Origin of the sequence: Prauserella endophytica, from assembly GCF_005146945.1 — a bacterium.
Taxonomy (GTDB): domain Bacteria; phylum Actinomycetota; class Actinomycetes; order Mycobacteriales; family Pseudonocardiaceae; genus Prauserella_A; species Prauserella_A endophytica.
This window is the reverse complement of sequence record NZ_SWMS01000014.1, coordinates 61609-83160: the sequence shown is the minus strand read 5'-3', so window position 1 is coordinate 83160 and position 21552 is coordinate 61609. Positions and strand designations below refer to the sequence as shown.

At 69.7% G+C, this 21552-nt stretch carries 41 protein-coding genes; 38 read left to right on the top strand and 3 right to left on the bottom strand.

Going from position 1 to position 21552, the window contains the following annotated elements; all coding sequences use genetic code 11:
- Window positions 1–61 precede the first annotated feature (61 nt).
- From FCN18_RS23835 to FCN18_RS23770, 18 genes are all read left to right on the top strand, one after another.
- Window positions 62–328, top strand: a complete 267-nt coding sequence (locus FCN18_RS23835; RefSeq protein WP_112275480.1) for a hypothetical protein — start codon at window positions 62–64, stop codon at window positions 326–328.
- Entirely contained in the window at window positions 325–489 is a 165-nt protein-coding gene (locus FCN18_RS39190) for a hypothetical protein (protein WP_158303159.1), read from the top strand. The genes FCN18_RS23835 and FCN18_RS39190 overlap by 4 nt, the downstream gene beginning before the upstream one ends.
- Window positions 486–827 (top strand): hypothetical protein, encoded by a 342-nt coding sequence (locus FCN18_RS23830; protein WP_112275478.1) that lies wholly within the window; start codon window positions 486–488, stop codon window positions 825–827. The genes FCN18_RS39190 and FCN18_RS23830 overlap by 4 nt, the downstream gene beginning before the upstream one ends.
- Entirely contained in the window at window positions 824–2359 is a 1536-nt protein-coding gene (locus FCN18_RS23825) for a DNA cytosine methyltransferase (protein ID WP_112275476.1), read from the top strand. Before FCN18_RS23830 ends, FCN18_RS23825 begins: the two co-directional genes overlap by 4 nt.
- Window positions 2352–2738, top strand: coding sequence for a hypothetical protein (locus tag FCN18_RS23820; protein ID WP_112275474.1), 387 nt, complete (start codon window positions 2352–2354; stop codon window positions 2736–2738). The genes FCN18_RS23825 and FCN18_RS23820 overlap by 8 nt, the downstream gene beginning before the upstream one ends.
- A complete protein-coding gene (locus FCN18_RS23815) occupies window positions 2735–2914 on the top strand; it encodes a hypothetical protein (protein WP_137096118.1) in 180 nt (59 codons plus the stop codon). Before FCN18_RS23820 ends, FCN18_RS23815 begins: the two co-directional genes overlap by 4 nt.
- Window positions 2902–3210, top strand: a complete 309-nt coding sequence (locus FCN18_RS23810; RefSeq protein ID WP_112275470.1) for a hypothetical protein — start codon at window positions 2902–2904, stop codon at window positions 3208–3210. The genes FCN18_RS23815 and FCN18_RS23810 overlap by 13 nt, the downstream gene beginning before the upstream one ends.
- A complete protein-coding gene (locus tag FCN18_RS23805) occupies window positions 3207–3722 on the top strand; it encodes a RusA family crossover junction endodeoxyribonuclease (protein ID WP_206077978.1) in 516 nt (171 codons plus the stop codon). Before FCN18_RS23810 ends, FCN18_RS23805 begins: the two co-directional genes overlap by 4 nt.
- Window positions 3719–3940, top strand: a complete 222-nt coding sequence (locus FCN18_RS23800; RefSeq protein ID WP_112275468.1) for a hypothetical protein — start codon at window positions 3719–3721, stop codon at window positions 3938–3940. The genes FCN18_RS23805 and FCN18_RS23800 overlap by 4 nt, the downstream gene beginning before the upstream one ends.
- Complete coding sequence (locus FCN18_RS39185; protein WP_158303158.1) at window positions 3937–4305, top strand: hypothetical protein; 369 nt, start codon at window positions 3937–3939, stop codon at window positions 4303–4305. The genes FCN18_RS23800 and FCN18_RS39185 overlap by 4 nt, the downstream gene beginning before the upstream one ends.
- Window positions 4302–4865, top strand: coding sequence for a WhiB family transcriptional regulator (locus FCN18_RS39180; protein ID WP_158303157.1), 564 nt, complete (start codon window positions 4302–4304; stop codon window positions 4863–4865). Before FCN18_RS39185 ends, FCN18_RS39180 begins: the two co-directional genes overlap by 4 nt.
- Before the next feature lie 10 nt (window positions 4866–4875).
- Window positions 4876–5007 (top strand): hypothetical protein, encoded by a 132-nt coding sequence (locus tag FCN18_RS40605; protein ID WP_267285373.1) that lies wholly within the window; start codon window positions 4876–4878, stop codon window positions 5005–5007.
- On the top strand, window positions 4989–5414 hold the full coding sequence (locus FCN18_RS39175) for a DUF6221 family protein (protein ID WP_158303156.1): 426 nt from the start codon (window positions 4989–4991) through the stop codon (window positions 5412–5414). The genes FCN18_RS40605 and FCN18_RS39175 overlap by 19 nt, the downstream gene beginning before the upstream one ends.
- On the top strand, window positions 5411–5557 hold the full coding sequence (locus tag FCN18_RS39170; RefSeq protein ID WP_158303155.1) for a hypothetical protein: 147 nt from the start codon (window positions 5411–5413) through the stop codon (window positions 5555–5557). The genes FCN18_RS39175 and FCN18_RS39170 overlap by 4 nt, the downstream gene beginning before the upstream one ends.
- Before the next feature lie 185 nt (window positions 5558–5742).
- Window positions 5743–5943, top strand: coding sequence for a hypothetical protein (locus FCN18_RS23785; RefSeq protein WP_137096117.1), 201 nt, complete (start codon window positions 5743–5745; stop codon window positions 5941–5943).
- Between the two features lie 23 nt (window positions 5944–5966).
- Complete coding sequence (locus FCN18_RS23780) at window positions 5967–6233, top strand: hypothetical protein (protein ID WP_112275462.1); 267 nt, start codon at window positions 5967–5969, stop codon at window positions 6231–6233.
- A gap of 43 nt (window positions 6234–6276) precedes the next feature.
- The gene (locus FCN18_RS23775) at window positions 6277–6831 is read left to right on the top strand and encodes a hypothetical protein (protein ID WP_112275460.1); all 555 of its coding nucleotides are present in this window, start codon (window positions 6277–6279) and stop codon (window positions 6829–6831) included.
- Window positions 6828–8114, top strand: a complete 1287-nt coding sequence (locus tag FCN18_RS23770; protein ID WP_112275458.1) for a PBSX family phage terminase large subunit — start codon at window positions 6828–6830, stop codon at window positions 8112–8114. Before FCN18_RS23775 ends, FCN18_RS23770 begins: the two co-directional genes overlap by 4 nt.
- A gap of 17 nt (window positions 8115–8131) precedes the next feature.
- Here FCN18_RS23770 and FCN18_RS23765 read toward each other — a convergent pair whose 3' ends face one another.
- Together FCN18_RS23765 and FCN18_RS23760 are read right to left on the bottom strand one after the other, a co-directional pair.
- Window positions 8132–8506, bottom strand: coding sequence for a hypothetical protein (locus tag FCN18_RS23765; protein WP_112275456.1), 375 nt, complete (start codon window positions 8504–8506; stop codon window positions 8132–8134).
- Between the two features lie 96 nt (window positions 8507–8602).
- Window positions 8603–9088: a hypothetical protein gene (locus FCN18_RS23760; protein ID WP_206077977.1), complete on the bottom strand. Its 486-nt coding sequence runs from the start codon at window positions 9086–9088 to the stop codon at window positions 8603–8605.
- 161 nt (window positions 9089–9249) lie between these two features.
- Between FCN18_RS23760 and FCN18_RS23755 the strand changes: the two genes are divergently transcribed.
- Both FCN18_RS23755 and FCN18_RS23750 read left to right on the top strand, forming a co-directional pair.
- Window positions 9250–10797, top strand: coding sequence for a phage portal protein (locus FCN18_RS23755; protein ID WP_112275793.1), 1548 nt, complete (start codon window positions 9250–9252; stop codon window positions 10795–10797).
- Window positions 10794–11918, top strand: a complete 1125-nt coding sequence (locus FCN18_RS23750; RefSeq protein ID WP_228714101.1) for a phage minor capsid protein — start codon at window positions 10794–10796, stop codon at window positions 11916–11918. Before FCN18_RS23755 ends, FCN18_RS23750 begins: the two co-directional genes overlap by 4 nt.
- A 25-nt stretch (window positions 11919–11943) precedes the next feature.
- Here the strand turns inward: FCN18_RS23750 and FCN18_RS23745 are convergent, their stop codons facing one another.
- On the bottom strand, window positions 11944–12390 hold the full coding sequence (locus tag FCN18_RS23745; protein ID WP_112275454.1) for a hypothetical protein: 447 nt from the start codon (window positions 12388–12390) through the stop codon (window positions 11944–11946).
- Window positions 12391–12467: 77 nt separating this feature from the next.
- On the opposite strand from FCN18_RS23745, the gene FCN18_RS23740 reads away from it, so the two are divergent.
- The 18 genes from FCN18_RS23740 (at window position 12468) to FCN18_RS40600 (ending at window position 21544) form a co-directional block, all read left to right on the top strand.
- Complete coding sequence (locus FCN18_RS23740) at window positions 12468–13211, top strand: hypothetical protein (protein ID WP_137096116.1); 744 nt, start codon at window positions 12468–12470, stop codon at window positions 13209–13211.
- Window positions 13212–13218: 7 nt separating this feature from the next.
- Complete coding sequence (locus FCN18_RS23735) at window positions 13219–13428, top strand: hypothetical protein (protein WP_112275450.1); 210 nt, start codon at window positions 13219–13221, stop codon at window positions 13426–13428.
- Between the two features lie 177 nt (window positions 13429–13605).
- Window positions 13606–14460 (top strand): N4-gp56 family major capsid protein, encoded by an 855-nt coding sequence (locus FCN18_RS23730; protein ID WP_158303154.1) that lies wholly within the window; start codon window positions 13606–13608, stop codon window positions 14458–14460.
- 65 nt (window positions 14461–14525) lie between these two features.
- The gene (locus FCN18_RS23725; protein WP_137096115.1) at window positions 14526–14801 is read left to right on the top strand and encodes an SAP domain-containing protein; all 276 of its coding nucleotides are present in this window, start codon (window positions 14526–14528) and stop codon (window positions 14799–14801) included.
- A 107-nt stretch (window positions 14802–14908) separates the two neighbouring features.
- Complete coding sequence (locus tag FCN18_RS23720; protein ID WP_112275444.1) at window positions 14909–15121, top strand: hypothetical protein; 213 nt, start codon at window positions 14909–14911, stop codon at window positions 15119–15121.
- Window positions 15122–15352 (top strand): hypothetical protein, encoded by a 231-nt coding sequence (locus FCN18_RS23715; RefSeq protein WP_112275442.1) that lies wholly within the window; start codon window positions 15122–15124, stop codon window positions 15350–15352.
- The gene (locus tag FCN18_RS23710) at window positions 15349–16002 is read left to right on the top strand and encodes a collagen-like protein (RefSeq protein ID WP_112275440.1); all 654 of its coding nucleotides are present in this window, start codon (window positions 15349–15351) and stop codon (window positions 16000–16002) included. The genes FCN18_RS23715 and FCN18_RS23710 overlap by 4 nt, the downstream gene beginning before the upstream one ends.
- A 114-nt stretch (window positions 16003–16116) precedes the next feature.
- Window positions 16117–16968 carry a peptidoglycan recognition protein family protein gene (locus FCN18_RS23705; protein WP_112275438.1) on the top strand — a complete coding sequence of 284 codons (852 nt, stop codon included), beginning with the start codon at window positions 16117–16119 and terminating at the stop codon, window positions 16966–16968.
- Between the two features lie 21 nt (window positions 16969–16989).
- Window positions 16990–17250, top strand: a complete 261-nt coding sequence (locus FCN18_RS23700; protein WP_112275436.1) for a hypothetical protein — start codon at window positions 16990–16992, stop codon at window positions 17248–17250.
- Between the two features lie 3 nt (window positions 17251–17253).
- Window positions 17254–18051, top strand: coding sequence for a hypothetical protein (locus tag FCN18_RS23695; RefSeq protein ID WP_112275434.1), 798 nt, complete (start codon window positions 17254–17256; stop codon window positions 18049–18051).
- Window positions 18048–18626, top strand: a complete 579-nt coding sequence (locus FCN18_RS23690; protein WP_146770602.1) for a hypothetical protein — start codon at window positions 18048–18050, stop codon at window positions 18624–18626. The genes FCN18_RS23695 and FCN18_RS23690 overlap by 4 nt, the downstream gene beginning before the upstream one ends.
- A complete protein-coding gene (locus tag FCN18_RS23685; protein ID WP_112275430.1) occupies window positions 18623–19063 on the top strand; it encodes a hypothetical protein in 441 nt (146 codons plus the stop codon). The genes FCN18_RS23690 and FCN18_RS23685 overlap by 4 nt, the downstream gene beginning before the upstream one ends.
- Window positions 19057–19383 carry a hypothetical protein gene (locus FCN18_RS23680; RefSeq protein ID WP_112275428.1) on the top strand — a complete coding sequence of 109 codons (327 nt, stop codon included), beginning with the start codon at window positions 19057–19059 and terminating at the stop codon, window positions 19381–19383. The genes FCN18_RS23685 and FCN18_RS23680 overlap by 7 nt, the downstream gene beginning before the upstream one ends.
- Window positions 19380–19718, top strand: a complete 339-nt coding sequence (locus FCN18_RS23675) for a hypothetical protein (RefSeq protein ID WP_112275426.1) — start codon at window positions 19380–19382, stop codon at window positions 19716–19718. Before FCN18_RS23680 ends, FCN18_RS23675 begins: the two co-directional genes overlap by 4 nt.
- A gap of 57 nt (window positions 19719–19775) precedes the next feature.
- Complete coding sequence (locus FCN18_RS23670) at window positions 19776–20213, top strand: minor capsid protein (RefSeq protein WP_112275424.1); 438 nt, start codon at window positions 19776–19778, stop codon at window positions 20211–20213.
- Window positions 20210–20701, top strand: a complete 492-nt coding sequence (locus tag FCN18_RS23665) for a phage tail tube protein (RefSeq protein WP_112275422.1) — start codon at window positions 20210–20212, stop codon at window positions 20699–20701. Before FCN18_RS23670 ends, FCN18_RS23665 begins: the two co-directional genes overlap by 4 nt.
- 19 nt (window positions 20702–20720) lie before the next feature.
- Window positions 20721–21365 carry a DUF7426 family protein gene (locus FCN18_RS39845; protein ID WP_206077976.1) on the top strand — a complete coding sequence of 215 codons (645 nt, stop codon included), beginning with the start codon at window positions 20721–20723 and terminating at the stop codon, window positions 21363–21365.
- 50 nt (window positions 21366–21415) lie between these two features.
- The gene (locus tag FCN18_RS40600) at window positions 21416–21544 is read left to right on the top strand and encodes a hypothetical protein (RefSeq protein WP_267285372.1); all 129 of its coding nucleotides are present in this window, start codon (window positions 21416–21418) and stop codon (window positions 21542–21544) included.
- Window positions 21545–21552: the final 8 nt, after the last annotated feature.

Genomic DNA, 21552 nt, shown 5'->3' with positions numbered 1-21552 from the left:
TGCATCTTTGCTACTGTGCAAGTGTCACCGAGAACCACGGGACAACAACCAGGGAGACGACATGACCACCACCGCGCCTGACCAGCGCACTGAGACCCGCGCCCGCAACGGCGTCCAGGGCCAGAAGTACGCCACCATCCCCGCCCGCGAACTCTCCGTAGGCGACAAGCTGTTCGTCCACAACGACTTCGTGTCGGTCACCCGCATCTGGTCCGTCGAGGAGCGCGTCGAGTTCGAAGGCGCGACCGTCGGCTCGCCCGACCACCGCCACTTCAACACCTCGCCCGCCGCGCAGCTCGACGTGTACGTGACCGGTGGTGCGAGATGACCGTCCGCATCCGCGACCAACGCGCCACCAAGCCCGCACCGCGCCGCGCCCGCCTCGACATCGAAGGCGCCTGGAACGACTTCGACGGCGCCGCCGCGATCGTCGTCGCAGCGTTCGTGCTCGTCCTCATCGTCCAGGCCGCACAGGCGGTGCTCGGATGACCACCGAGAACGACATCACCTGGCTCGCCGCCATCCTCGACCACGCACGAGCGAACGACCTCGCCAGCACCATCGGATCCGTCGGAGTCCGTGGCAGCGGCGGACCCAGCGTCTACGTGGACAGCATCTTCACCCGCGACGGCGGGCGCGATGCCTTCACCCGATGGGCACGCAGCCTCGGAGCTACCCAGATCACCGAGGACGACGGGTACTACCGCGCACGCGGACCGCTCAAGGACGGAACCTGCGCGCTGGTCAGCCTCCCCGTGTCACCCAACCCCGCGGCCCGGGCCGACAGGGTGCTCACTCTTGACGAGTTCGCGGAGGCCACGGCGTGATCACCGTGACCGACCTGTTCTGTGGCGCCGGCGGCTCCGGCCTCGGCGCCACAGCAGTCCCCGGCGTCCAGCTCCAGATGGCCGCCAACCACAGCGCCCGCGCCATTGAGACCCACTCGCTGAACTTCCCCGACTGCGACCACGACTGCGCCGACATCTCTCAGGTCGAGCCGCGCCGCTACCGCCGCTCGAACATCCTGTGGGCCAGCCCCGAGTGCACGAACCACAGCATCGCCAAGGGCCGCAAGCGGAACCAACAGCCGGACCTGTTCGGCGAGACCGTCCCCGACCACGTCGCCGAGCGCTCCCGCGCGACCATGTGGGACGTGCCCCGGTTCGCCGAGGCACACCGCTACGACGCCGTGATCGTCGAGAACGTCGTCGACGCCGCCAAGTGGGAACCGTTCCGCGCGTGGCTCATGGCGATGGACGCCTACGGCTACGACCACAAGATCGTGTCCCTCAACAGCATGCACGCCCCGGCGATCGCAGCGCCCCGAGCGCCGCAGTCCCGCGACCGGATGTACGTGGTGTTCTGGCGCAAGGGCAACCGCGCCCCGGACCTCGACATCCGCCCGGCCGCCTACTGCCCGACGTGCGACCGTGAGGTGCGCGCGATGCAGGCGTGGAAGAACGGCAACCGCGTCGGACGCTACCGCCAGCAGTACGTGTACCGCTGCCCCAACGTGTCGTGCCGCAACGCGATCGTCGAGCCCTACGCGCTCCCCGCCGCGGCGGCGATCGACTGGGCACTGCCCGGCCAGCGCATCGGCGACCGCGACAAGCCACTCTCGCCCAAGACGCTGGCGCGGATCGAGGCCGGTCTTAAGCGGTACGCGGGCGCGCAGCTCGTACCCGCGGGCGGCACGTGGAACGACACGTCGTATCCACCGAGCGACCCGTTCCGTACCCTCACGACCCGCGAGACGCACGGTCTACTCGTGCCGGTCGAAGGTCGCGAGGGCAAGGTCGCCACGCACGTGGCGGCGCCGATGCGCACACAGACGGCCCGGCACGAGACCGCGCTCGTGGTGCCCTACTACGGCACCGCCGAGACTGCCCGGCCGTCAAGCGAGCCCGTCGGCGCGCTCACCACCCACGACCGCTACGGCCTGGCGTTCATCGCCGAGCTACGCGGCGGCGGCAGCGATGCCCGCGACATCCGCAAACCCCTGGCCACGGTGTGCGCGTCGGGCAATCACCACATGCTCGTGCGCCACAACACGAACAGGCCCGGCGACGCCGGTTACCTCTCCACCCCGGTCACCGAGCCCGCGCGCACGCTCACCACCGCAGGGCATCAGTCGCTCGTCGGCTGGCCGCACGAGACACCCGCCGTCGAGGACTGCTCGTTCCGGATGCTCGCCGTCCACGAGATCCAAGCCGCAATGGCGTTCACCCCCGACTACGTGATCACCGGCACCAAGCGCGAGCAGGTCCGCCAGCTTGGCAACGGCGTCACCCCGCCCGCCGCCGAGTGGCTGATCCGCGCCGTCGTCGACTCCCTCGAAGGGAGCACCACCGATGCCTGACCAGCCCGCACAGACCGACGACGTGATCGAGAAGGCGAAGACGGCGATTGGCGTCCGGTGCGCCGTTTGGTACGACCATGACGGCGAGCAGGTCGTCGGCCTCGCCGATGCCGTGCAGGCACTCGACGACGCTGGCCTGCTCCGTACGGAGCCGACCCCAGCCGACGAACAGCGGCTGAACGCGAAGCGCGAGGCGGTGCGCGAGGCCCGCAAGGTGATCTCGCAGTACCTCGTGACCGCCGAGAAATGGCGCTACGACCGCGTGATGTGGGCGTTCGCAATCATGCTCGGCGAGATACCCGAGGACACCCCGGAGCCCCTGAGCCCGAGCGATGTCGAGGCCCTGTGCAGGAGACCGCACACCGGGACGGCGACGTGAGGCCCTGGCTGCGTCGCGTGTGGGCGCATTTCACCGTCGACCCCCAGAGCGGCTACCGCTGGCGCGACATCCGCCGCTGGGAGCGCGACCGGCAGGCCACACGCGACTACCAGCTGTTCATCGAAGACTCGATCCGCTTCCACCAGCAGAGGAGACGCCGCAGATGGAGACGGTGACCGACCCCCGCGCCACCCTCGATGCGTACGCCTACGAGGACGCGCCGAAGCTCGGTAGCGACCCAGCGCCTGACCGCGAGGACTACGCGATGCGGGCCTTCGCCGCCCTCCGCGCCGTGCTGGATCTGCACAAACGCAGCGATGAGGAGGAGGGCGACCCACTGACCGTCATGTACGGCCACGTGTGCGTCGAATGCTCCGACGAGCACGCGGTGAAGAACAGCCATGCGCAAGGAATCGTGCTGTGGCCGTGCCCGAGCGTGCAGGCCATCACCACCGCGCTGGGGGCGAAGTGACCACAGCGACGCGCTGGAACATCACGAGGTGCGAGCAGCACCGCGACTGGATGCTCAACCTCGATGCCGACTGCCCCGACCCCTGCGACAACTGCACCTACCGGGCCGTGTACGAGCTCGACGTGCCGATGGTCGCCCGTCGGCGTGGCGGGCCGCTCGAACCGCCGCTCAACGCGAACGACCGCATCCACTTCCGCGTCCGCTCGCAACGAACCCGACTCATCCGCGAGGCCGTGCTCGTCGCCGCCAAGGCCGCCCGTATCCCGACCGGCTCGCACTTGACGGTGACGCTGCACTACCGGCCCGGCGACAACCGCCGGCGCGACGCCGACAACCTCGTCCCCACCCTCAAGGCCGCATGCGACGCCCTCGCCCGCGGCTCCCGCCGCGACTGGGTCGGCCTCGAACTCGTCCCCGACGACACCCCCAAGCACATGACCAAGAACATGCCCGTGATCCACCCCGGCCCGGGCGACCGTCGACTGTGGATCGAAGTGGAGATCACACCGTGACCGACGTCCAGCGCCGCGAGACCGTCGTGCGTCGCGTCGAGCACGTCGTGCCCGCGTCGCAGCCGTGGGGCGCGACCCGGCGCGACGTCGAACTCGCCATCCACCTCGCACAGAAGGAACTCGGCGAGGACCGCGCCCACAACGACGACTCCGTCCGCCTGTTCCCCGGCGACGACGAGATCGTCATCCGCTACGAAACCGAGGAGTCGGCCCCATGACCGTCCCCGAGCCGAGGGTCAGCCCGGTCACCTACGTCGTGTGCGGCCTGCCCGAAGACCACCCCGACGCAGACGCGTTCGAGGTCCGCGTCGAGTACCGCGGCGACGGCCTGTGGGTGGTGCGCCGCCTCGGGCGGTTCCTCGGCCGCGACGGCACCTGGTCGTACTGCTACGTGTGGCGCGACGGCGCGCAGGAGCCGACGACCGATGCCGAGCTCGCCGAGTACTCCAGCGGCGAGGACGCGTGGCGTGCCGAGCACCGATTCGACCTCGACACCGCGCTCCGCATGGCCAAGGACGTCGCTCCGCTCGTGAAGTGCAACGGCTACACGGTGGCCGACGTGCTCAAGGAGTGGCAGCCGTGACCACCGTCGAGCTGCCCCGCATCCCCCGGCAGGTCCCCGACTGGCACGAGCAAGGCGCGTGCAACCTGTTCCCCGAGCTGGTCGACGCGTGGCACGACGCCAAGCCGAACAGCCCCGAGGCGCTCGCCTGCCGGGTCATATGCTCGGCGTGCCCCGTGCGGATGCAGTGCGCCGAGGCGGCGTTGCGCAGCGGCGAGCCGTGGGGCATCTGGGGCGGCCTCGACCGCCGCGACCGCAAGCAGGTGGCCGTCGAGTACGGGTTCCCGATGCCGGCGGTGCTGCCCGAGCACGGCACGAACAGCCGGTACGCGAAGCACGAGTGCCGCTGCCCCGAGTGCCGCACCGCGCACGCCGTCTACGAGGCCGACCGGCGCGCCACCGCCCGCGAGAAGGCCCGCCGCCGCAACCTCTGGCTCGACCTGCCCGTCGTGGAGCGGCCGCTCAAGGTCGGCCGCCGCTGGGTCGGCCCCGGACAACTCATGCTCCCGATCGTCGTGCCTACGATCACCCGGCAGGCTGAACCCGCCCCGAAGCGGCACCTGGCGCTCGTCGCGGCGTGACGATGATCGGATGAGCCTGCAACCACTGCCCGACTACGAACCGCCCGCCAAGCCGTATCCGCTGCCGCCGCTCGACGATCTCGACCTCAAGCCGTGGCGCGCCGAAGACTGGAGACCCGAACTGTGGAGACCCGACGAGTAGAAGACAACCTGACCGGCTTTCTCCGTACTCGACTCGACGAGAAAGAACATCGCGCTCGTGATGTCTGGGTTTTCAGCCGGGACGCGCCGCCGTTCGAGATCAGGGGTGGCGCACGTGGGCAAGACGAGGTGTCCATCGACGGAGGTGGGTGGCAGCCGATGACGTCGGAGCTCCGGGACGAACTCTTCGCGCGCGCCGAGCCTGATCGCTTTGTCCTGGCCGACATCGAATCCAAGCGGCGCATCATCGAGGAGTACGAGGGCGAGGTCAGCCGTGGCCCCGCCGGTGACCGAGAGGACTTCGTCGCTCGGCACGAGGGAATCCTCGACGCGTACCGGACGGCCCTGCGCGCTCTTGCCCTTCCGTATGACGACCACCCGGACTACCGGGAAGAATGGCGGCCGTGACGGGCTGGTTCTGGGAGATGGCTCTACGCGGCGTGGGCGGTGCCATCACCGTGATGTTGTGGGTGCAACTCCGCTTCCGCGAGCACATCACCCACCACGAGGAGCCGAACCGTGCCCCAGCAGCCGCCCCCGACCCGCGGTAGTTGCTTCACCCGACTCGCCATCCCCGCGGCCGTCGCCACCCTGCTCATGATCGGCCGCCGGAGGCCACGCCGCAGGGTGTGATCCGCCCACCGTTGCGGTCATCGAACATACGTTCTAACGTCTCCCGTGTGCCGGTCAGTCGGGGGAAGCGACCGGCCGGCACCACCACGAGCAGGGAGACGACATGCCATTCGAAGTCAGGTACCCGCCACCGCCACCACCGCCGCGCATGGTCGACCAGTGGTTCCGCGACGGGATCAAGGTGCTCCAGCAGTGCCTCGACCGGATCAACGCTATGAACGCGCCCGTCGTGCAAGCCGACCTCGTCGAAGCCATGCACCTCGCACAGAAACTGGTCCGCATCTACGAGCCCGACGCGAGGTAACACCCGCCCGCCAGCATCGCGGCATGCCCACCACCAAGCGGAGCATCCGCATCCAGCAGAACCCCGACCACCCGCTCGGCCTCGTCACCGACGCCACCAACGGCGAGACCATCCCCGGCGTCATCGCCGCGCAGGTCACCCTCGGCGTCAAGCAGGTGCCGATGGCCGTGCTGACGGTGTTCGCCGCGCAGGTCGATGTCGAGACCAACAACGTCCGCTGGGTCGGGCTGGAGAAGGTGCCCACCGACGCCCTGCGCGCCGAACTCGAAGCACGCGAATCCAGCCACTGACCAGCGGATACGGCCGGTAACACGCTGGTCTCACGATCAGCGTGTGCCAGGCCCACCGCTCCCCCAAGAGACCCGCGACGCGATCGCCGACGCCATCCGCCGCGTCCCCACACCCTCGCATCGCGCCATCGCGAGCGAGTTCGGCGTCTCCATCTCCACCGTCTACCGGGTCGCCGTCGAGTACGACCTTGCCGACGCGTGGGAGGACCGGCGCGAGCGCACGGAGGCCGCGACCGCGGCGAACGCCGCCGAACTGGCCCGCCGACGCACCGAACTGCAGGCCGGGCTACTCGACGACATCGCCGAGCTGCGTGAGCGGCTGTTCGGCGACGTTGTGCACCTGAACGTCGTCAAGGTCGACATGGGGCGCGAAGAAGTCGAGCAGACCGTGCTGCCCGCTGGGCCCGCCGAGTGGCGCGCCACCATGGGCGCCATCACCGGCGCCGCCGCCCAGGCCATCGGCCTCGCCCGCCTCGAAGCCGAGAACTCCGGCGCCGGGCAGGCCAGCAACATGCTGGAGCAGTTCGAGAACAGCCTCCGGCAGGCGCGGCACGAGCGGGAGGCCGCCACGGCGCGCGACGCCGAGGCCGACGGGTGACCACCACGACGGCCAAGGCCGCCGCGCTGTCCGTCAAGCAGCAAGACAGCATCCTCGACGCCACCCACCGCATCAACGTGTGGGAAGGCGCCATCCGATCCGGCAAGACCATCGGATCGATCATCCGCTGGCTGATGTTCGTCCGCACCGCACCCGCCGGGCCGCTCGCCATGATCGGCAAAACGAGGGACACGCTCGCCCGGAACGTGCTCGACGTCATCGCCGACATGAACCCCGCCGCGATCTCCTACACCCGCGGGGCCACCACCGCCCGAATCCTCGGCAGGCTCGTCCACGTCATCGGCGCCAACGACGCCCGCGCCGAGTCCCGTATCCGCGGCCTCACGTTGGCCGGCGCGTACGTCGATGAGATCACCGTCCTTCCCGAGGCGTTTTTCACACAGCTCCTCGGCCGCATGTCCGTGCCCGGAGCGAAGCTTTTCGGCACGACGAACCCGGACAACCCGGCCCACTGGTTCAAGAAGAAGTTCCTCGACAAGGAGAAGCTCCCCCTCGACCACCCCGAGCGACCGGACATCGTGTCGTTCCACTTCAACCTCGACGACAACCCCGGCCTCGACCCCGAGTACGTGCGCGGCCTGATGGCCGAGTTCACGGGGCTCTGGTACAAGCGGTTCATCCTCGGGCTGTGGGTGGCGGCTGAGGGCGCGATCTACGACATGCTCGACGACGCCGTGCACACTGCGGCTGCGCCCGACCCGGACCGGTGGCAGCGCGGGTGGATCGCGCTCGACTACGGCACGAGCAACCCGACGCACGCCGTGCTCATCGTGCTCACCGACGACCGGCTGCACGCCGCCGCCGAGTGGCAGCACGACGGCAGGAAGAAGGGTCAGCTCACCGATGCCGCGATCTCGCAGCGGCTCGCCGAGTGGGCGGGCCCGCTCATCGAGCACTTACCCGTCGCGCCGATCATCGTCCTCGATCCCAGCGCGGCGAGCCTGCGGACGCAGATGCGCGCCGACGGCTGGCCCGGCATCCGCTCCGCCGACAACCGCGTCGACGTCGGCATCCGCAACACCTCGTCGCTGATCGCGGGCGGCAAGCTGCTGATCGACAAGGCGAAGTGCCCGATCCTGTGGGACGAGATGTGCGGCTACGTCTGGGACGAGACCGCCCTACAGCGCGGCGAGGAGCAGCCCGTCAAGACCGACGACCACGGGCCCGACGCGCTTCGCTACGGCGTCATGGCCGCGGCCCCTGCGTGGCGCCGCTGGCTCCCCGAACTCGCTGCCACGTCCGAACGCGACCAGGCCGCGTAGCGCTCACACCAATGTCGTCAGCGTAAGCCGATCCAGTCTCGAACGGTCATGCGGTCGACGCCGACCCGCTCGGCGAAACCAGCTTGAGACTCGATGCCGCGCGCGGACCGGTCGATGCGAACGAGGGCGGTGGCGGCGTGGCGGATACCCGCCAGCGCGGCGGCTTCGGCTTGCCGGGCGCGCAGGAGATCGGCGCCGAGGTCATCTACGACTGTCTCGGGGTCTGCGATCATGAGCCGGTATGCGGTGACGAGGGCCGCGTCGCGTTCTTCGGAGTCGTCCGGTTCCGGGTATCGCTCCTCGATCTCATTGGCCGCATCTAGCAGATCGCGGAGCTGGTCGTCCGTGAGGTCGTGGTCGCCGAGCCAGGCGTCGAGTTCGTATCTCTGCATGTAGAGTACTCTACACAAATTCTGTAGATGAGTCTACAGAATTTCGGCAACGAAATCTGCCGTCAGATGGATCGGCTCGGGACCAGGTATGCAGCCTCAGTCGAGGGTGAGCGCGACCTGGCCGGCCTTCGCTTCGGTCGCGGACACGACGATCTTCCCGCGGTCCGACACCTCGACCTGATACGTGTCGTGGCCGCCGGGCACGTCGGGGACGGCGATCGGCAGCACGCACGGCTCGACGGAGTCCCCGCCCTGGCCGAGCGCGCCGGTCGCGAGCACGGCGCCCGACGGGTCGTAGACCGTGACCCTCGTGCCCTCGGCGATGTCGTCGTAGCCGTTCGCGCCGATGCAGTACCAGGAGCCGTCGTCGTTGAGCTGGAGGTCGGCGCCGTCCGTCGACAGCGTGATCGTGCCCTCCAGCGTGAAGGTGTCCTCAGCCGTCGCCGCGGTGCCGGTCACGCCTCCGCTGCCGACGGACGGTTCGTCGTCACGTCCGATGAGGATGATCGCGATCGTCACTCCGAGCGCGACGGCGATCACGGCAAGCATGATGGTGGTGTTGCGCAGCGCCGTGCGGGTCATGGCGGTCCCCAGTCCGGTGTGTCGTCTCCTGATCATGAGTCGCAGGAAGGTTCGATACCGTTACGGAGCAGACAGAACGGTCGCTGCGCGGACCAGAACGCGCTAGACGGAACTGACCGCACTGGACGGACTGGGTGACATTCGCGCGCGACGCTCACCCGGTGCTGATCAGCCCAGACATGCCCTGGCCGCCGCCCGGCGCCGAGAAACTGCGCAAGCGCTGGCCCTCGTGGGCCGCGTGGTGGTCCGGCGACCTCGACGACCTCCGCACACACGCCTCCACCACCGCGCCCGGGGGCTACTGGGAGAAGCACCGCGACAAGGAACTCAAGGACCGGCAGATGCACCTGCCGCTCGCGGGAGACATCGCCGGTACCAGCGCCGAGCTGGTGTTCTCGGACTCCCCGACGCTCCAGTTCTCGGCCGACGTGCAGGACGCGTGGGACGAGCTCGCGCAGACGATCGGGTGGGGCAACAGCCTGGTCGAGGCCGGTGAAGTGTGCGCCGCGCTCGGTGGCGTGTACCTCCGCCCGGCGTGGGAGCGGGACCTATTCGACCACCCGCTGTCGACCTCGGTTCGTGCCGACGAGGCGATCCCCGAGTTCCGGTTCGGCATGCTGATCGGCGTCGTGTTCGTGACCAACCTCGGAGAGCGCGACGGCTTCCAGTGGCGGTGGCTGGAGCATCACGAGCCCGGTCAGATCCGGCACGAGCTGTGGAAGGGCACGCCGAACAACATCGGCAAGCTGATGGGGCTGGCCGATCACCCTGACACCAAGCATCTCGCCGTCGGCGAGTCGGGCGGGGTCATCGACACGCGACCGATCCGCGCCCGGGGGATCCTTGTCGAGTACATCCCGAACCAGTTGCCGCAGCCGCTCGACCGACAGCCGTACGGGCGCGCCGACATCCAGGGGCTGGAGACCGAGCTCGACGCGCTCGACGCGGCGTGGGCTTCGTGGATGCGGGATCTCGACCTCGGCAAAGGCCGCGTGCTCGTCTCGGCCGAGATGCTGGATTCGGTCGCGCCGTCGTCGCGCTCGACCGGGCACGTGCAGACCGCGACCGACAAGTTCTTCGGGCGACACCGCCGGAGCACGCCGGCGAAGGTGTTCGACGAGGACGCGAAGGTCTTCACCCCACTGTCGGGGCTGCCGATGGAGTCGGGCAACGGCCTCGCACCGATCACGCCCGTGCAGTTCGCGATCCGCGTGCAGGAGCACGCCGACACGTGCGCGGCGCTCGTCGAGCAGATCGTGTCCCGCGCCGGGTACGCGCCGCAGTCGTTCGGGATGCACGTCGAGGGCCAGCTCTCGGGCACAGCGATTCGGCGCCGGGAGCACCGGTCGCACCAGACGAAGAACCGGAAGCGCCAGTACGCGCGCCCGGCGCTGGAGCGGTTCGCCGAGACCCTGATGCTGATCAACGCCGTGATCTTCGGCCGGCCGCGCCCGACGGAGCGGCCGACGCTGGAGTGGCGGGAGACCGACCAGGCTGACCCGAAGGAAACCGCCGAGACGATCAACACCCTCAAGCTCGCCGAGGCGATCAGCATCGAGACCAGCGTGCAGATGGCCCACCCAGAGTGGGACGAGAAGCAGGTCACCGACGAGGTTGAGCGCATCCAGGCAGAGCGGGAGGCCAAGCGCGCCGAGAACCCGCTGACCGGGTACGAGACGCCCGACGCGCTCGACACCGCTGAGCCGTGACCGGCCCCGCCGTACCGCCGTCCGCTGCTGCGGCTGCCGCCGTGGCGGCAGCGCAGGGTGTGAACCCGGCCGACGCCGCCACTGTGCTCAAGTCCCTGCTGGACGTGTGGGACCTCGCCGCCGAGCGGATGATCGAGGCGGTCGCCCGCCGGCTCGCGCGCGGGATCGAGCAGCAGGGGTGGGCCGAGCAGAAGGCGCGCGAGGTGCTCGCCGTGCGCGACGAGCTGCAGTCCATCGTGAACGGCCTGGATCGGGCCACGCCGCGCATGGTCGAGCGGGCGCTGCGGGAGGCGTACGACCTCGGCGAGCGCGCTGCCCGCACTCTCGACGTCCGCAGCATCGCGACCCGCACGGACGAAGTGTTCTCGCTCGCCCAGCGGTACGTGCGGCAGCTGCGCGGCACCTACGTCCCCGTGCTCCGCTCGCACCTCGACGTGTACCAGCGGGCGATCGTCGAGACCGAGCTACTGATGCAGACCGGCACGATGGTCCGCCGCGAAGCGGTCGCCCGCGCCGTCGACCGGCTCGAAGCCGAAGGCTACGACCGGTTCGAGGACGACCAGGGCCGCCGCTGGCACCTCGATTCGTACGCGCGCATGGCGGGCCGCACGGTGGCGGGCCAGGCGATGGTGCAGGGGCAGCTCGATCAGATGCTCGTCGAGGGCCGCGACCTGGTGGTGATCTCCGATTCGCCGCGGGAGTGTCCGATGTGCCGCCCGTGGGAAGGCAAGGTGCTATCCATCTCGGGCGTGTCCGTGGGGCAGGAGCACGGCGGGCACCGCGTGGCCGCGCCCCTCGCCGCCGCGCGCGCCGCGGGGTTGTGGCATCCGAACTGCACCCACCGCGCCGACCCGTACACGCCGGGCCTGACGCGGATCGAGCCGCCGCACGGCAACGAGGAGGGCTACAAGGATCAGCAGCGGCTCCGCGCGCTGGAGCGGCGCGCCCGCGAGCTCAAGCGGCGGTTGGCCGCGGCCGAGCAGTTCGGGAAGCAGACCGACACCGCACGCCGCCTGCGGGCCCAGATCCGGGAGAACTCGGCGCGCATCAAGGCGCTGGTCGAGGAGACCGGGCAGCTCCGGAAACGAGACCGCGAGCGCCCGGTCGGTGGAGCGGGCTAACGAACGGTCCCCACGAGGCAGTCCACTAGTCGATCACCAGAAGAGCCCCAGACCTGAGTTCGTCCTCGCTGGCCGGCACAGCGTTCCGATGCCCCACCGCCACCTGGTACGGCCCGTCACCAGCGGGGACCTCGTGGACGTTGAAGTGCAGCATGCAGCCCGGCTCGGTTACCCCGGTCTTGGACTCGCCGACCTCGATGGCGCCGAGGGCGACGATCTCCCCGGAGCTGTTCGCGATGGACACGGTGCTGCCGGGGGTGAGGTCGGAGTAGCCGTCGACACCGCGGCAGGAGCCGTGGTCGCCGTAGAACACGCCGCCAGAGGAAACCCCGACGATGCCGCTGCCGCCGGTGATGGTGACGGTGCCGCGGGCGGTAAAGTCGCCTGGCCGGACGAGTAGGTACGCAGCCGTGGCGATGCCCGCGACGACGAGGACGCCCGCGATCGCGACCGTCCGGGTACGCATGGTCATGAATCGCTAGTCGGCATACCCGTGGTTCCTGTTACGGACGCCGACTCCGGTGACACACGGCGGCGACGCTCCCGTCCATGACTTCCCCAGCAACCGAGACGGGAGCCGCCGCCAGTGGGCAGAACGAGCCCGCGGCCGTGGCAACCCCGGCCACCAACACCGACACGACCGGGCAGCCCGCCACCGCGCCCGGAACCCAGCAGCCCCCGGCCGCTTCGCCCGCGGATAGCGCCAAGCCCGCCACCAACGGCGACAGCGACACCGGGGCGGGCAAGACGTTCACGCAGGCCGACGTCGACCGCCTGATCAACGAGCGCATACAGCGCGAGCGCAAGACCTTCGAGGATCGGCAGGCCGAGCAGAACAAGCAGCTCGCCAAGGTCCTCGGCTACGGCGACGACACGGACGACGTCGACCCCGCCAAGGCGCTCGAAGCCGAGCAGTCCCGCGCCACCGCCGCCGAGCAGCGCGCCGACCTCGCCGAGGCCAAGGTGCTCGCCGCCGCGGCCGGGATCAAACCCGAGCGCGTCGGCGCGTTCGTGAAGCTGTGCGACATCTCCGGCGCGCTCAAGGGCGTCGACCGCGCTGACGAGAAGGCCGTCGAGGCAGCGATCGAAGGCGCTGTCAAGAAGGGCGTCGAGGAGTACCCCGAGTTCAAGGGCTCTAGCCTCCCGGCGTCGTCCGGTGGTGATCGGTCGGGCGGGCAGCAGCAGTCCGTGACGGTCGAGCAGTTCAAGAAGATGGACGTCGACGAGCGCACCAAGCTCTACAAGGACAACCCCGGCCTGTACCAGCAGATCAAGGCCGCGGCGGCGAAGTAGTCGCGTCGTGGAGCTGCACGAGAACCTGAGGGTCGAGCCGGGAGGCGCGCGCATCGCGCAGCGCATCCCGGCGGCCGTCGTCGAGAAGGCCGACGAGGAGCGGCAGCAGTACACGTGGCTGGCCTGGAGCTGGCCCGGCGGGCTGCTCATGGTCGACATGCTCACCGACGCCGACGTGGCCGACTGGCTCCCGGCGCACACGGAGACGGCCGGGTGACACCACCCGGCCACTCTCCGACACGGAGGTAACCCCGGGCCACTCCACCGGGCGCCGACGGGCGGAAAACGGGCGGGGCCGCGCACGCGGCAGGAGGACGACACCCGAGCACTCCCTCGGGCGCTGACGAGCGACACCACGGAAGCCCCCGTCGTCACCGTCCGAAGGAGACACACCGTGGCACAGACCACGAGCACCGACCTCGCCCCGATCATCCCCGAGGTCTGGGAAGACATGCTCGAGGCGGACATCCCAAACAAGATCCGCTTCACGCCGATGGCCCGCGTCAACACGCGCCTGCAGGGCCAGCCCGGCAACGAGATCTCGATGAACTGGTGGAACTACATCGGTGACGCCGAGGACATCGCTGAGACCGACGTCATCGTGCCGGTCAAGATGGACACCGACGGTGAGAAGATGACCGTCAAGGAGGCGGCAAAGGGCGTCGAGCTCACCGACAAGGCCCGCATGGACCCGATCCAGGATCCCGAGCCGGAGGCCCGCCGCCAGCTCACGCGGGGCGTCGCGCAGAAGATCGACAAGGACCTGTTCGCCGTGATTGACGCCGCAGGTCCTGGGTCCGTCGACGTCACCGACGGTGCGACCACACCCGCGCAGGTACCATTCTCGATCGACACTCTCGGTAGGGCGATCGCCGAGTTCGGCGAGCTCGACGAGGGCGACTGGGCCGACGCATTCGCCGGTCTCGTGATCTCGCCGCAGGAGCAGATCGCGGTCATGGAGGATGACCGATTCCAGACCGCCGATAAGGCTGGTGCGAACGCCACCCTGTTCCGCGGGGCGATCGGCTCCGTCTACGGCATCCCGCTAATCGTGTCCGGGCGGGCCGTCAACGGCGCGCGCCTGGTGCGGCGGGACTCGATCCTGCTGGCCTACAAGCGGCGGCCGATGGTCGAGACCGACCGGGACATCCTCGCCCGTTCGACGATCATCACCACGAACGTCCACTACGGCGTGTACCGGGCGACCCGTCGCCTCGGTGTCGCCCGCTTCGCTCCCCAGCCGGCGTGATCCCGATGCTGTACCGACGGCATTACCAGGCGCGCGAGGTACCAGGCTCCGAGCGTGGCCCCGAGGTGGACGATGGAAACGTCGGCTACGCGGAGACCACGCAGGGCCTCACCCAGCAGGGCGCGGAGCAGGACGAGCCGAGGCTGTTCGACGAGCAGGCCGAGGGCGAGCGGTCGGAGGGCGGCGACGAGCAGCCCGCCGAGCAGGGAGAGCAGGGCGCGGTGTCGCCCGACGAGCACAGCCTCGACGAGCTCAAGAGCATGGCCGGCGAGCTGGGGCTGCCCACCAGCGGCACCAAGGCCGAGCTCGCCGAGCGAGTCAACGCGAAGCTCGCCGAGTAGACCGGGAGCCCCGGTGTGTGGTCCGTGGTGGTGGACGGGTCGCCTGGGGAAGGTGGACACGCCGGGGCTCCCACCTGCAACATTGATCGTGGACTGGAGGACCAGGTATGCCGTGGTTGGCGCAGCGTGAGGGCGGTCATCCGCACTACGCGACAGGGCAGCGTGAGGCGGTGTTCCGCCACCTCGGTTACGTCGAGGTGCCCGCGCCCGGCGCGAACGAGCCCGACGACACCAGCGGCCCGACCGACGATTTCGGCGAGCCGGTGCCCGACCTCCAGGGCCAGGACATGACTCCTGGCGAGACGTTCGACGAGGTGTGAGTGAGTGAGGTCGCAGCGCTCATCACAGCACTCGCAGGTCTCGTCACCGCCCTGGGTGGCGCGATCGCTGTGGTCGTCACCGCGTTCCGTACCAGCACCAGGGAACGGCGAGGCGCCGCACGTGAGGCCGCTGCCGACCGGCTGCTCGCCGCAGCCGAGGACGGGGAGATCACGCCCGAGGAGATCGCCGAGGCACTGCGGATCCGCCGCGAGGGCGGTGATGACCGGTGACTGAGTTCGATCGGCGTGTCGAGGCCGCGGCCGAGCGTGCGCGTGACCGCCGCGGGCACCGCACGATCTGGGCTGCGGCGGGCCTGACCATCGCCGGGGTCCTGGTGTTCTTCGTCGTGTGGCTCCTGGACCGGAGCTCGATGCAGGACGAGATCGAGACGCTGCAGTCGCGGGCGTCGGAGAATGCCTCGGCGGCTGCGGTGCTGGCTGATCAGGTTCGGGAACTCGGTGGGGTGCCGAAGGTCGAGCCGGTCCGGGGTGCTCGCGGGCCGCGGGGCGAGCAGGGGCCGCCTGGTCCCCGTGGTCCGCAGGGCGAGCGCGGCGACACCGGCCCTGCCGGTGAGGACGGCCAGTCCGGCGCAGACGGCGCGAATGGCGCTGACGGTGTCGATGGCGAGCCGGGCGCGGATGGCGCTGATGGCGAATCCGGGCCCGCTGGTCCTGCCGGCCCTGCTGGGCCTGCCGGACCGGTCGGTCCCGCTGGGGCCCCCGGTGAGGACGGCGAGCCACCCGCAGGGTGGACGTGGACGGACGCGGCGGGCCGCGAGCAGTCGTGCACGCGCGACGCTGGCTCGCCGGACGAGTCGCCGACGTACACCTGCACTGCGGAGCCGCCACCGACAACGGTTCCAACCCTCGCCAAGGGGTGACACTGGGGCCGCACGGTTGCTCGCGTGTGGCTGACCAACCTTGATCTCGCCGTCGCCAGTGCCCGGCTTCCCGTTGTGCATGTCGACGGATGGAGGAACCGGGGCCACGGTGGCATGTCGTCCGTGAAGGGCGTCGTGTGCCACTGGACGGCCACGCCGGACACGACCCGTCCGGCTGACAACTATCCGTCGAAGTCGATCGTCACGTTTGGACGGTCCGGGCTTCCGGGGCCGCTGTGCAACCTCGGCCTCGGCCGCGATGGCACGGTGTTCCTCGTCGCCGCCGGGCTCGCCTACCACGCCGGATCGGGCTACTACCAAGGGATTGGCGCGAACGGCAACGCCAACACGATCGGCATCGAGGCCGAAGAGGGCGGCGACGGCGACTGGACGCCCGCCATGCTCGACGCCTACCCGCGACTGTGCGCCGCACTCGCCCGCTTCTACAAGCTCCCGACCGGACGCGTGATCGGGCACAACGAGTGGGCCCCCAGCCGGAAGATCGACATCCGATCCTGGCCGGGCGGCATGGCCGGATTCCGCACCCGCGTGCAGTCGATCATCAACGGATCGGCCGCTCCGGCCACGCCGAAGCCGTCCACCAGCTACGCCGAGCTCTACGGAGGAGACCACATGGAAACCCTGCCCGCAGGTGGCGCCGAAGGCGGGATCTGGCGCTGCGAATCTATCCCGGTGCCGTCGATCCTGCGCGAGCATGACCTCGTGATCGCGCCCGCGCACGACCGCGCTGTCGTGATCCACCGCATAAACACGTGGAAGAACCAAGCGAAGCCAATGTCCGGGCCGAACAACAAGAACCCTGGCGGCTCCGGGTCAGTCCTCAACGACTTCGTCGTCTGGGAAACGGCTGGCAAGTCGGTGATCCTGCCTCAGGGCACGGCGAAGATCGACATCTGGTATCGGTCCGACCGCCCGTTCCGCATCTCCATCGCTCCCCGGCCCTGACCAGGAAGGCAGACACCCACGATGTCCATTCGAGAGATCCTGGCCCGGCTCGCCGCGACCGAGCCCGCGCAGCTCGCCGAGGGCGTGCGCACCGTGCTCGTCGCCCTGGTCGGCGTCGGCTGGCTCACCATCGATGACGTGACGGTCAACGCGATCGTCACTGTCGTCGGCGTGATCGGCTCGTTCGTGCTCACGTTCCTCGTGCGCAAGAACGTGACCCCAGTCGCGAAGCTCGGCGGCTGCGACGCGGTCATCGCGCACGACCCGGGCACCGAGGCCTGACCGATGACGTGGCCGGACTCGTGGCCGAAACGGCAGGTGGTGTGCGACCTTGTCGCGCTCACCGGCCAGACGGTGCAAGGGGCGTCGCTGGAGTATCAGCAGACCGGCGCGCCGTGGTGCGTGCTCAACGGCGTCCTGGTCGCCCCTGCCACGATCTCGGCCACGTTCGACGCGAACGGGCACGCGGAGACGTTGCTTCCCCGCACCGACGTCGCGGCGCCAGCCGGGCGGACGTGGACTGCCACGGTGCGCGTCGGCGAGCGGACGTTCGTGAAGACGTTCGCCCTGCCCGATGGCGACGGGCCGCTCGCGCTCGCCTCGGCGGCGGACACCGTGCCGCTGGGCGGGCTGCATCGTGTCGTCGCCACCGTGAACGGCGTCGGGCCCGACGAGGCCGGCAACGTCGACGTCACCGTCGCCGCCGGTTCGGTCGCGTGGACCGAGGTCACCGGCAAGCCAAGCGCGTTCCCGCCCTCGCCGCACACGCACGCGCCCGCCGACGTGGCCGGGCTTCCTGCGGCGCTGGTCGACATCGACACGCGCCTTGACGCGCTGGAGGCCGCGCCCGCAGAGCACCGTCACCAGATCGCCGACATCGACGGGCTCGCCGCGGCGCTCACGACGGCGCAGGAGCAACCGGACCTGTCCGACGTCGCCGTCACCCTGGCCTACGACCCGGACACCGGTTGGCCCCAGCGTCCCACCACGCGCCCGGTGGTGTGGCTCGGTGGCACGAACCCCGGCAACGTGCCTCCTGGCCTCACCACTCGTGACCTGTGGTTCGCCGACTCGGGGGCTTGAGCATGGCCGTGATCGTCGACGCCACGTTCGACACCGACCTCGAAGCGCACGCCGCGTGGTACGGCTGCCAAATCGCACGCGACACCGGCGATGCGTACAGTCCACCGGCCTCGCTACTCGCCACGACGACCGAGGCGTTCGGCTCCGCGGTGATGCGGATGGAGACGCCCGCCGTGGTCACCGCGCCGGGCACCAACTACACGTTCCGCGTGCGGTATCGGGAGGCCGTCGCGACGATGCCCGCAGTGGCGTGGCGCGTCCGCTGGATCGACGCCGGGAACGCGCTCATACGCGAGGACACCATCGACATGCCGCGCTCGGCCGAGTGGGCAGAGGCTTCGGGCACGCTGACCGCCCCGGAAACGGCAGCCCGCGTCGAGTGGCGGTTCACGTGGTCCGTGAGCGCGGCCGGTCCAGCGTTCCGTATCGACAACATCCTCGTGGCGTCCGTCGACGCACCCGCGGGGGCGCGCGCCTACCGATGGAACGGCACCGCATGGGTGCCGCTCGCCGACCCGCTGCGATGGGACGGCATGGGCTGGCAACCCACCGCACCTGTGGAGGTCATCGCATGATCTGGGCAACCACCGCCGACATCCGCGAATATCTCGGCGAAGACCTGCCGACGGACTACCCGGAGGCGCAACTGCAGCGCGACATCGACGCCGCGGTGCGCACGCTGCGCGGGAAGATCCTGCGCTGGCCGCCCATCGACGAGACCACCCAGCGCGCCGAGGACGCCGAGGTGCGCCGCGACATCGTCGCTGCGGTGGGCGAGGTCGTGCGCGCGAAGCTCGAACAGCGGAAGACGCAGGCCGCCCTCGGCGGCCTCGCCGAGATCGTCGAGCGCGGTGGCCGGGTGAAGGCCGGGAAGCTCGAAGTGGATGGCACCGCCTCGGGCGGTGGCGCGGCGAACGGTGTCGGCTACGGGCGGGAGACGCTGCTCCCGTGGCCCGCTGTCGAGGCGCTGGCAAGCGCTGGCCTGATCGGCGGGAGCGTGGCGACATGGTGAGCCTGCTCGGCACAATCATCCCCACTGCGGATCCGGTGTGGTTCCGGCGGCAGATCCCTGACGGCCCCGACGGTCCGACGTTCGGTGAGGCCATGTCCGGCTACGGCCGTTGGGAGCGCACCTCGCGGCAGATCCAGACGCCCGAGGGCCGTGTCGTGCTGCTCACGGGCACGGTGTACGTTCCCGCGGCGTGGGAGCCGAAGGTCGGCGACCAGCTCGCGCAGGGCGGCGGCGCGCCGGACTGGCGGCGGGTCGAGATGGTCGAGACCCTGACGTGGTTCGACGGCACGGTCATGCACCACGAGGTGCACGTGTCGTGAGCCTCAACATCCCGGACGACGACCTGGTGTTAGAAGCGTTTCGGCGCGGTGGCCGCGAGGCGATGGAGGAGTTGTCGCGGCTTTCCGGCGCGGAGGTGCCGCTCGATCAGGGCGACCTGGACCGCTCGCGCAAGGTGACCATTGTGGACACGCCCGACGGGTTCGAGGGAGCGGTCTCCTACGACACGGTGTATGCCGCTCGGCAGCACGAGGAGATCACTTGGCAGCACGACACGGGCCGGAAGGCGAAGTACCTCGGTGACCCGTTCCGGCTGAACGAGCAGCGACTGCAGCAGCACATCGCCGACGCGGTCAAGGACGTCCTCGGCGGCTGACCTTCACTTGATTTCCAGTCAAGTGGCCGGGTGACACCCCGGCCACATCGTCGTGGTGTGTTGCCGAAGTCGGGTGCTCTGCATCTCGCGTCGCTCGGCCTTGCCCGCTACGACGGCCAAGGCCCCGCCGACGCACGCCCAGCATTCGTCGTCGACATGCCGTCCACACCGGACCGCTGCGTTTGCGTCATTCCTCGAACTGGCTTTCCCAGCACCGACCTCTCCGGCTACGAGCGACCCGAGTTACAGGTCGTCCTCCGGGATGCGGTCGGTACGCCGTGGCAGGTCGGGCACGACGACGCCGAGGCGATCCGGTTGGCGTTGCGGGATACCGCGGCGATCACGTGGGCGGCAGGCACAGAGCACGAGCAAGAGATCTTCTCGTGTGACGCGAACGAGCCCCAGCCGTTCTGGCTGGGGCCCGACGCGAACGGCCGGCCGCGCTGGTCGGTGTCGTTCCAACTGTACGCACTGATCATGGAGGTCACACCGTGACGACACCCGCGCCCCCGGCGCAGCTCAAGAAGAGGGCCGTCCGCTTCCAGCGGCTGGAGATCAACACCGGCACCGAGGAGACCCCGAACTGGGTCCCCGTGCGCGGCCTCACCTCGATTCCGCTCGAGCTGTCCCCCGAGGAGGTCGACACCTCCGACTTCGACTCCGACGGCTGGTCCGACAGCCTCACCACCTTCCGGTCGTGGACCCTGAATGTGACCGGCTTCGAAGGCTTCACCGGCGAGGAAGCCTCCCCTGTCGAGGACCCCGGCCAGGAAGCACTCAAGGCGGCCGGTATCGCCACCGGATCGGACGCCTACGTGCAGGTGCGCATGTACCGCACGGACAACAACAAGGGCTACCAGGGACGCGGCTCCGCGAACTGGAGCGGCACCGGCGGCGACGTCAAGGGCGTCTCGCCGTTCAACTGCAACATCACCGGCGCTGGCGCGCTCACGCCGTTCACGTACACGCCGCCGACCCCGTAACCGAGAGGTAGCCAGGACCGTGACCACCTTCCCCGACCTCGTTGACTACCAGGACGACACCACCGACAAGCCCCTCGTCCTGCCCATCAATGGCAAGCAGTACGCATTCCCCGCGGCGATCCCGATGGCTCGCGGCATTCAGATCGTGCAACTCCGCGAGGAGATGCGCCGCGCCGCGAAGGCCCGCGTCGAGGCGATCGAGACGCTGACCGACCAGCTCGGCCGCGAGCCAAGCGTGGACGAGGTCGTCGCCCACCTGGCCGAGCACGGGCCCAAGCCCCGAAAGGACCTCGACCTCGACGACGCTGGCGAAGTCGAGCTGTACCTAGACCTCATCGGCCCCAAGCGGCGCGCCGAGATGGAGGCCAACGGCGTCACCTACCCACAGATGGTCAAGGTGGGCGCGACCCTGCTCGCTTGGCACATCGTGGGCGCCGACTACGCACGTCGTGTGTGGACCAACGGCGGGCAGATAGAAGGCGGTGATGTCCGCCCCCCGGAACAGGCCGGGGAGTCGTCCGGTCCGCCGAAGACATCCCGGAGTTCATCGACGAAGACCAAGCGCGCGAGCTCCAGGAAAACACCGGCCCGCAAGTCACGTGGAGCGACTACCTCGAACGGTGGCGGCTCATCGAAGCCGACTTCCACCGCGAGTACGGAGTAGACCTCGGCGACCCCGCCGTCTACAAAGGCCGGTCGTGGCGCTGGTTTGTCGTGCGCCTCACCGGCCTTTCGGCCGAGTCGCTGACGATGAAGTCGATCGGGCAGATGCGCCAAGCGGCCCAGCACAACGAGGGCAGCATCGACGACATGGACCGCGAGCTCGGGATCGTCCGCGAGTGACACCGGGA

Coding starts and splice junctions, on each gene's coding strand:
- FCN18_RS23680 (WP_112275428.1), top strand. CDS start 19,057: ATGGTGAGCCTGCTCGGCACAATCATCCCCACTGCGGATCCGGTGTGG.
- FCN18_RS40605 (WP_267285373.1), top strand. CDS start 4,876: ATGAGCCTGCAACCACTGCCCGACTACGAACCGCCCGCCAAGCCGTAT.
- FCN18_RS23685 (WP_112275430.1), top strand. CDS start 18,623: ATGATCTGGGCAACCACCGCCGACATCCGCGAATATCTCGGCGAAGAC.
- FCN18_RS23720 (WP_112275444.1), top strand. CDS start 14,909: ATGCCGTGGTTGGCGCAGCGTGAGGGCGGTCATCCGCACTACGCGACA.
- FCN18_RS23765 (WP_112275456.1), bottom strand. CDS start 8,506: ATGCAGAGATACGAACTCGACGCCTGGCTCGGCGACCACGACCTCACG.
- FCN18_RS23695 (WP_112275434.1), top strand. CDS start 17,254: ATGACGTGGCCGGACTCGTGGCCGAAACGGCAGGTGGTGTGCGACCTT.
- FCN18_RS23700 (WP_112275436.1), top strand. CDS start 16,990: ATGTCCATTCGAGAGATCCTGGCCCGGCTCGCCGCGACCGAGCCCGCG.
- FCN18_RS23820 (WP_112275474.1), top strand. CDS start 2,352: ATGCCTGACCAGCCCGCACAGACCGACGACGTGATCGAGAAGGCGAAG.
- FCN18_RS23780 (WP_112275462.1), top strand. CDS start 5,967: ATGCCCACCACCAAGCGGAGCATCCGCATCCAGCAGAACCCCGACCAC.
- FCN18_RS39190 (WP_158303159.1), top strand. CDS start 325: ATGACCGTCCGCATCCGCGACCAACGCGCCACCAAGCCCGCACCGCGC.
- FCN18_RS23785 (WP_137096117.1), top strand. CDS start 5,743: ATGCCATTCGAAGTCAGGTACCCGCCACCGCCACCACCGCCGCGCATG.
- FCN18_RS23745 (WP_112275454.1), bottom strand. CDS start 12,390: ATGACCATGCGTACCCGGACGGTCGCGATCGCGGGCGTCCTCGTCGTC.
- FCN18_RS23705 (WP_112275438.1), top strand. CDS start 16,117: ATGTCGTCCGTGAAGGGCGTCGTGTGCCACTGGACGGCCACGCCGGAC.
- FCN18_RS23810 (WP_112275470.1), top strand. CDS start 2,902: ATGGAGACGGTGACCGACCCCCGCGCCACCCTCGATGCGTACGCCTAC.
- FCN18_RS23760 (WP_206077977.1), bottom strand. CDS start 9,088: ATGACCCGCACGGCGCTGCGCAACACCACCATCATGCTTGCCGTGATC.
- FCN18_RS39185 (WP_158303158.1), top strand. CDS start 3,937: ATGACCGTCCCCGAGCCGAGGGTCAGCCCGGTCACCTACGTCGTGTGC.
- FCN18_RS23830 (WP_112275478.1), top strand. CDS start 486: ATGACCACCGAGAACGACATCACCTGGCTCGCCGCCATCCTCGACCAC.
- FCN18_RS23835 (WP_112275480.1), top strand. CDS start 62: ATGACCACCACCGCGCCTGACCAGCGCACTGAGACCCGCGCCCGCAAC.
- FCN18_RS23740 (WP_137096116.1), top strand. CDS start 12,468: ATGACTTCCCCAGCAACCGAGACGGGAGCCGCCGCCAGTGGGCAGAAC.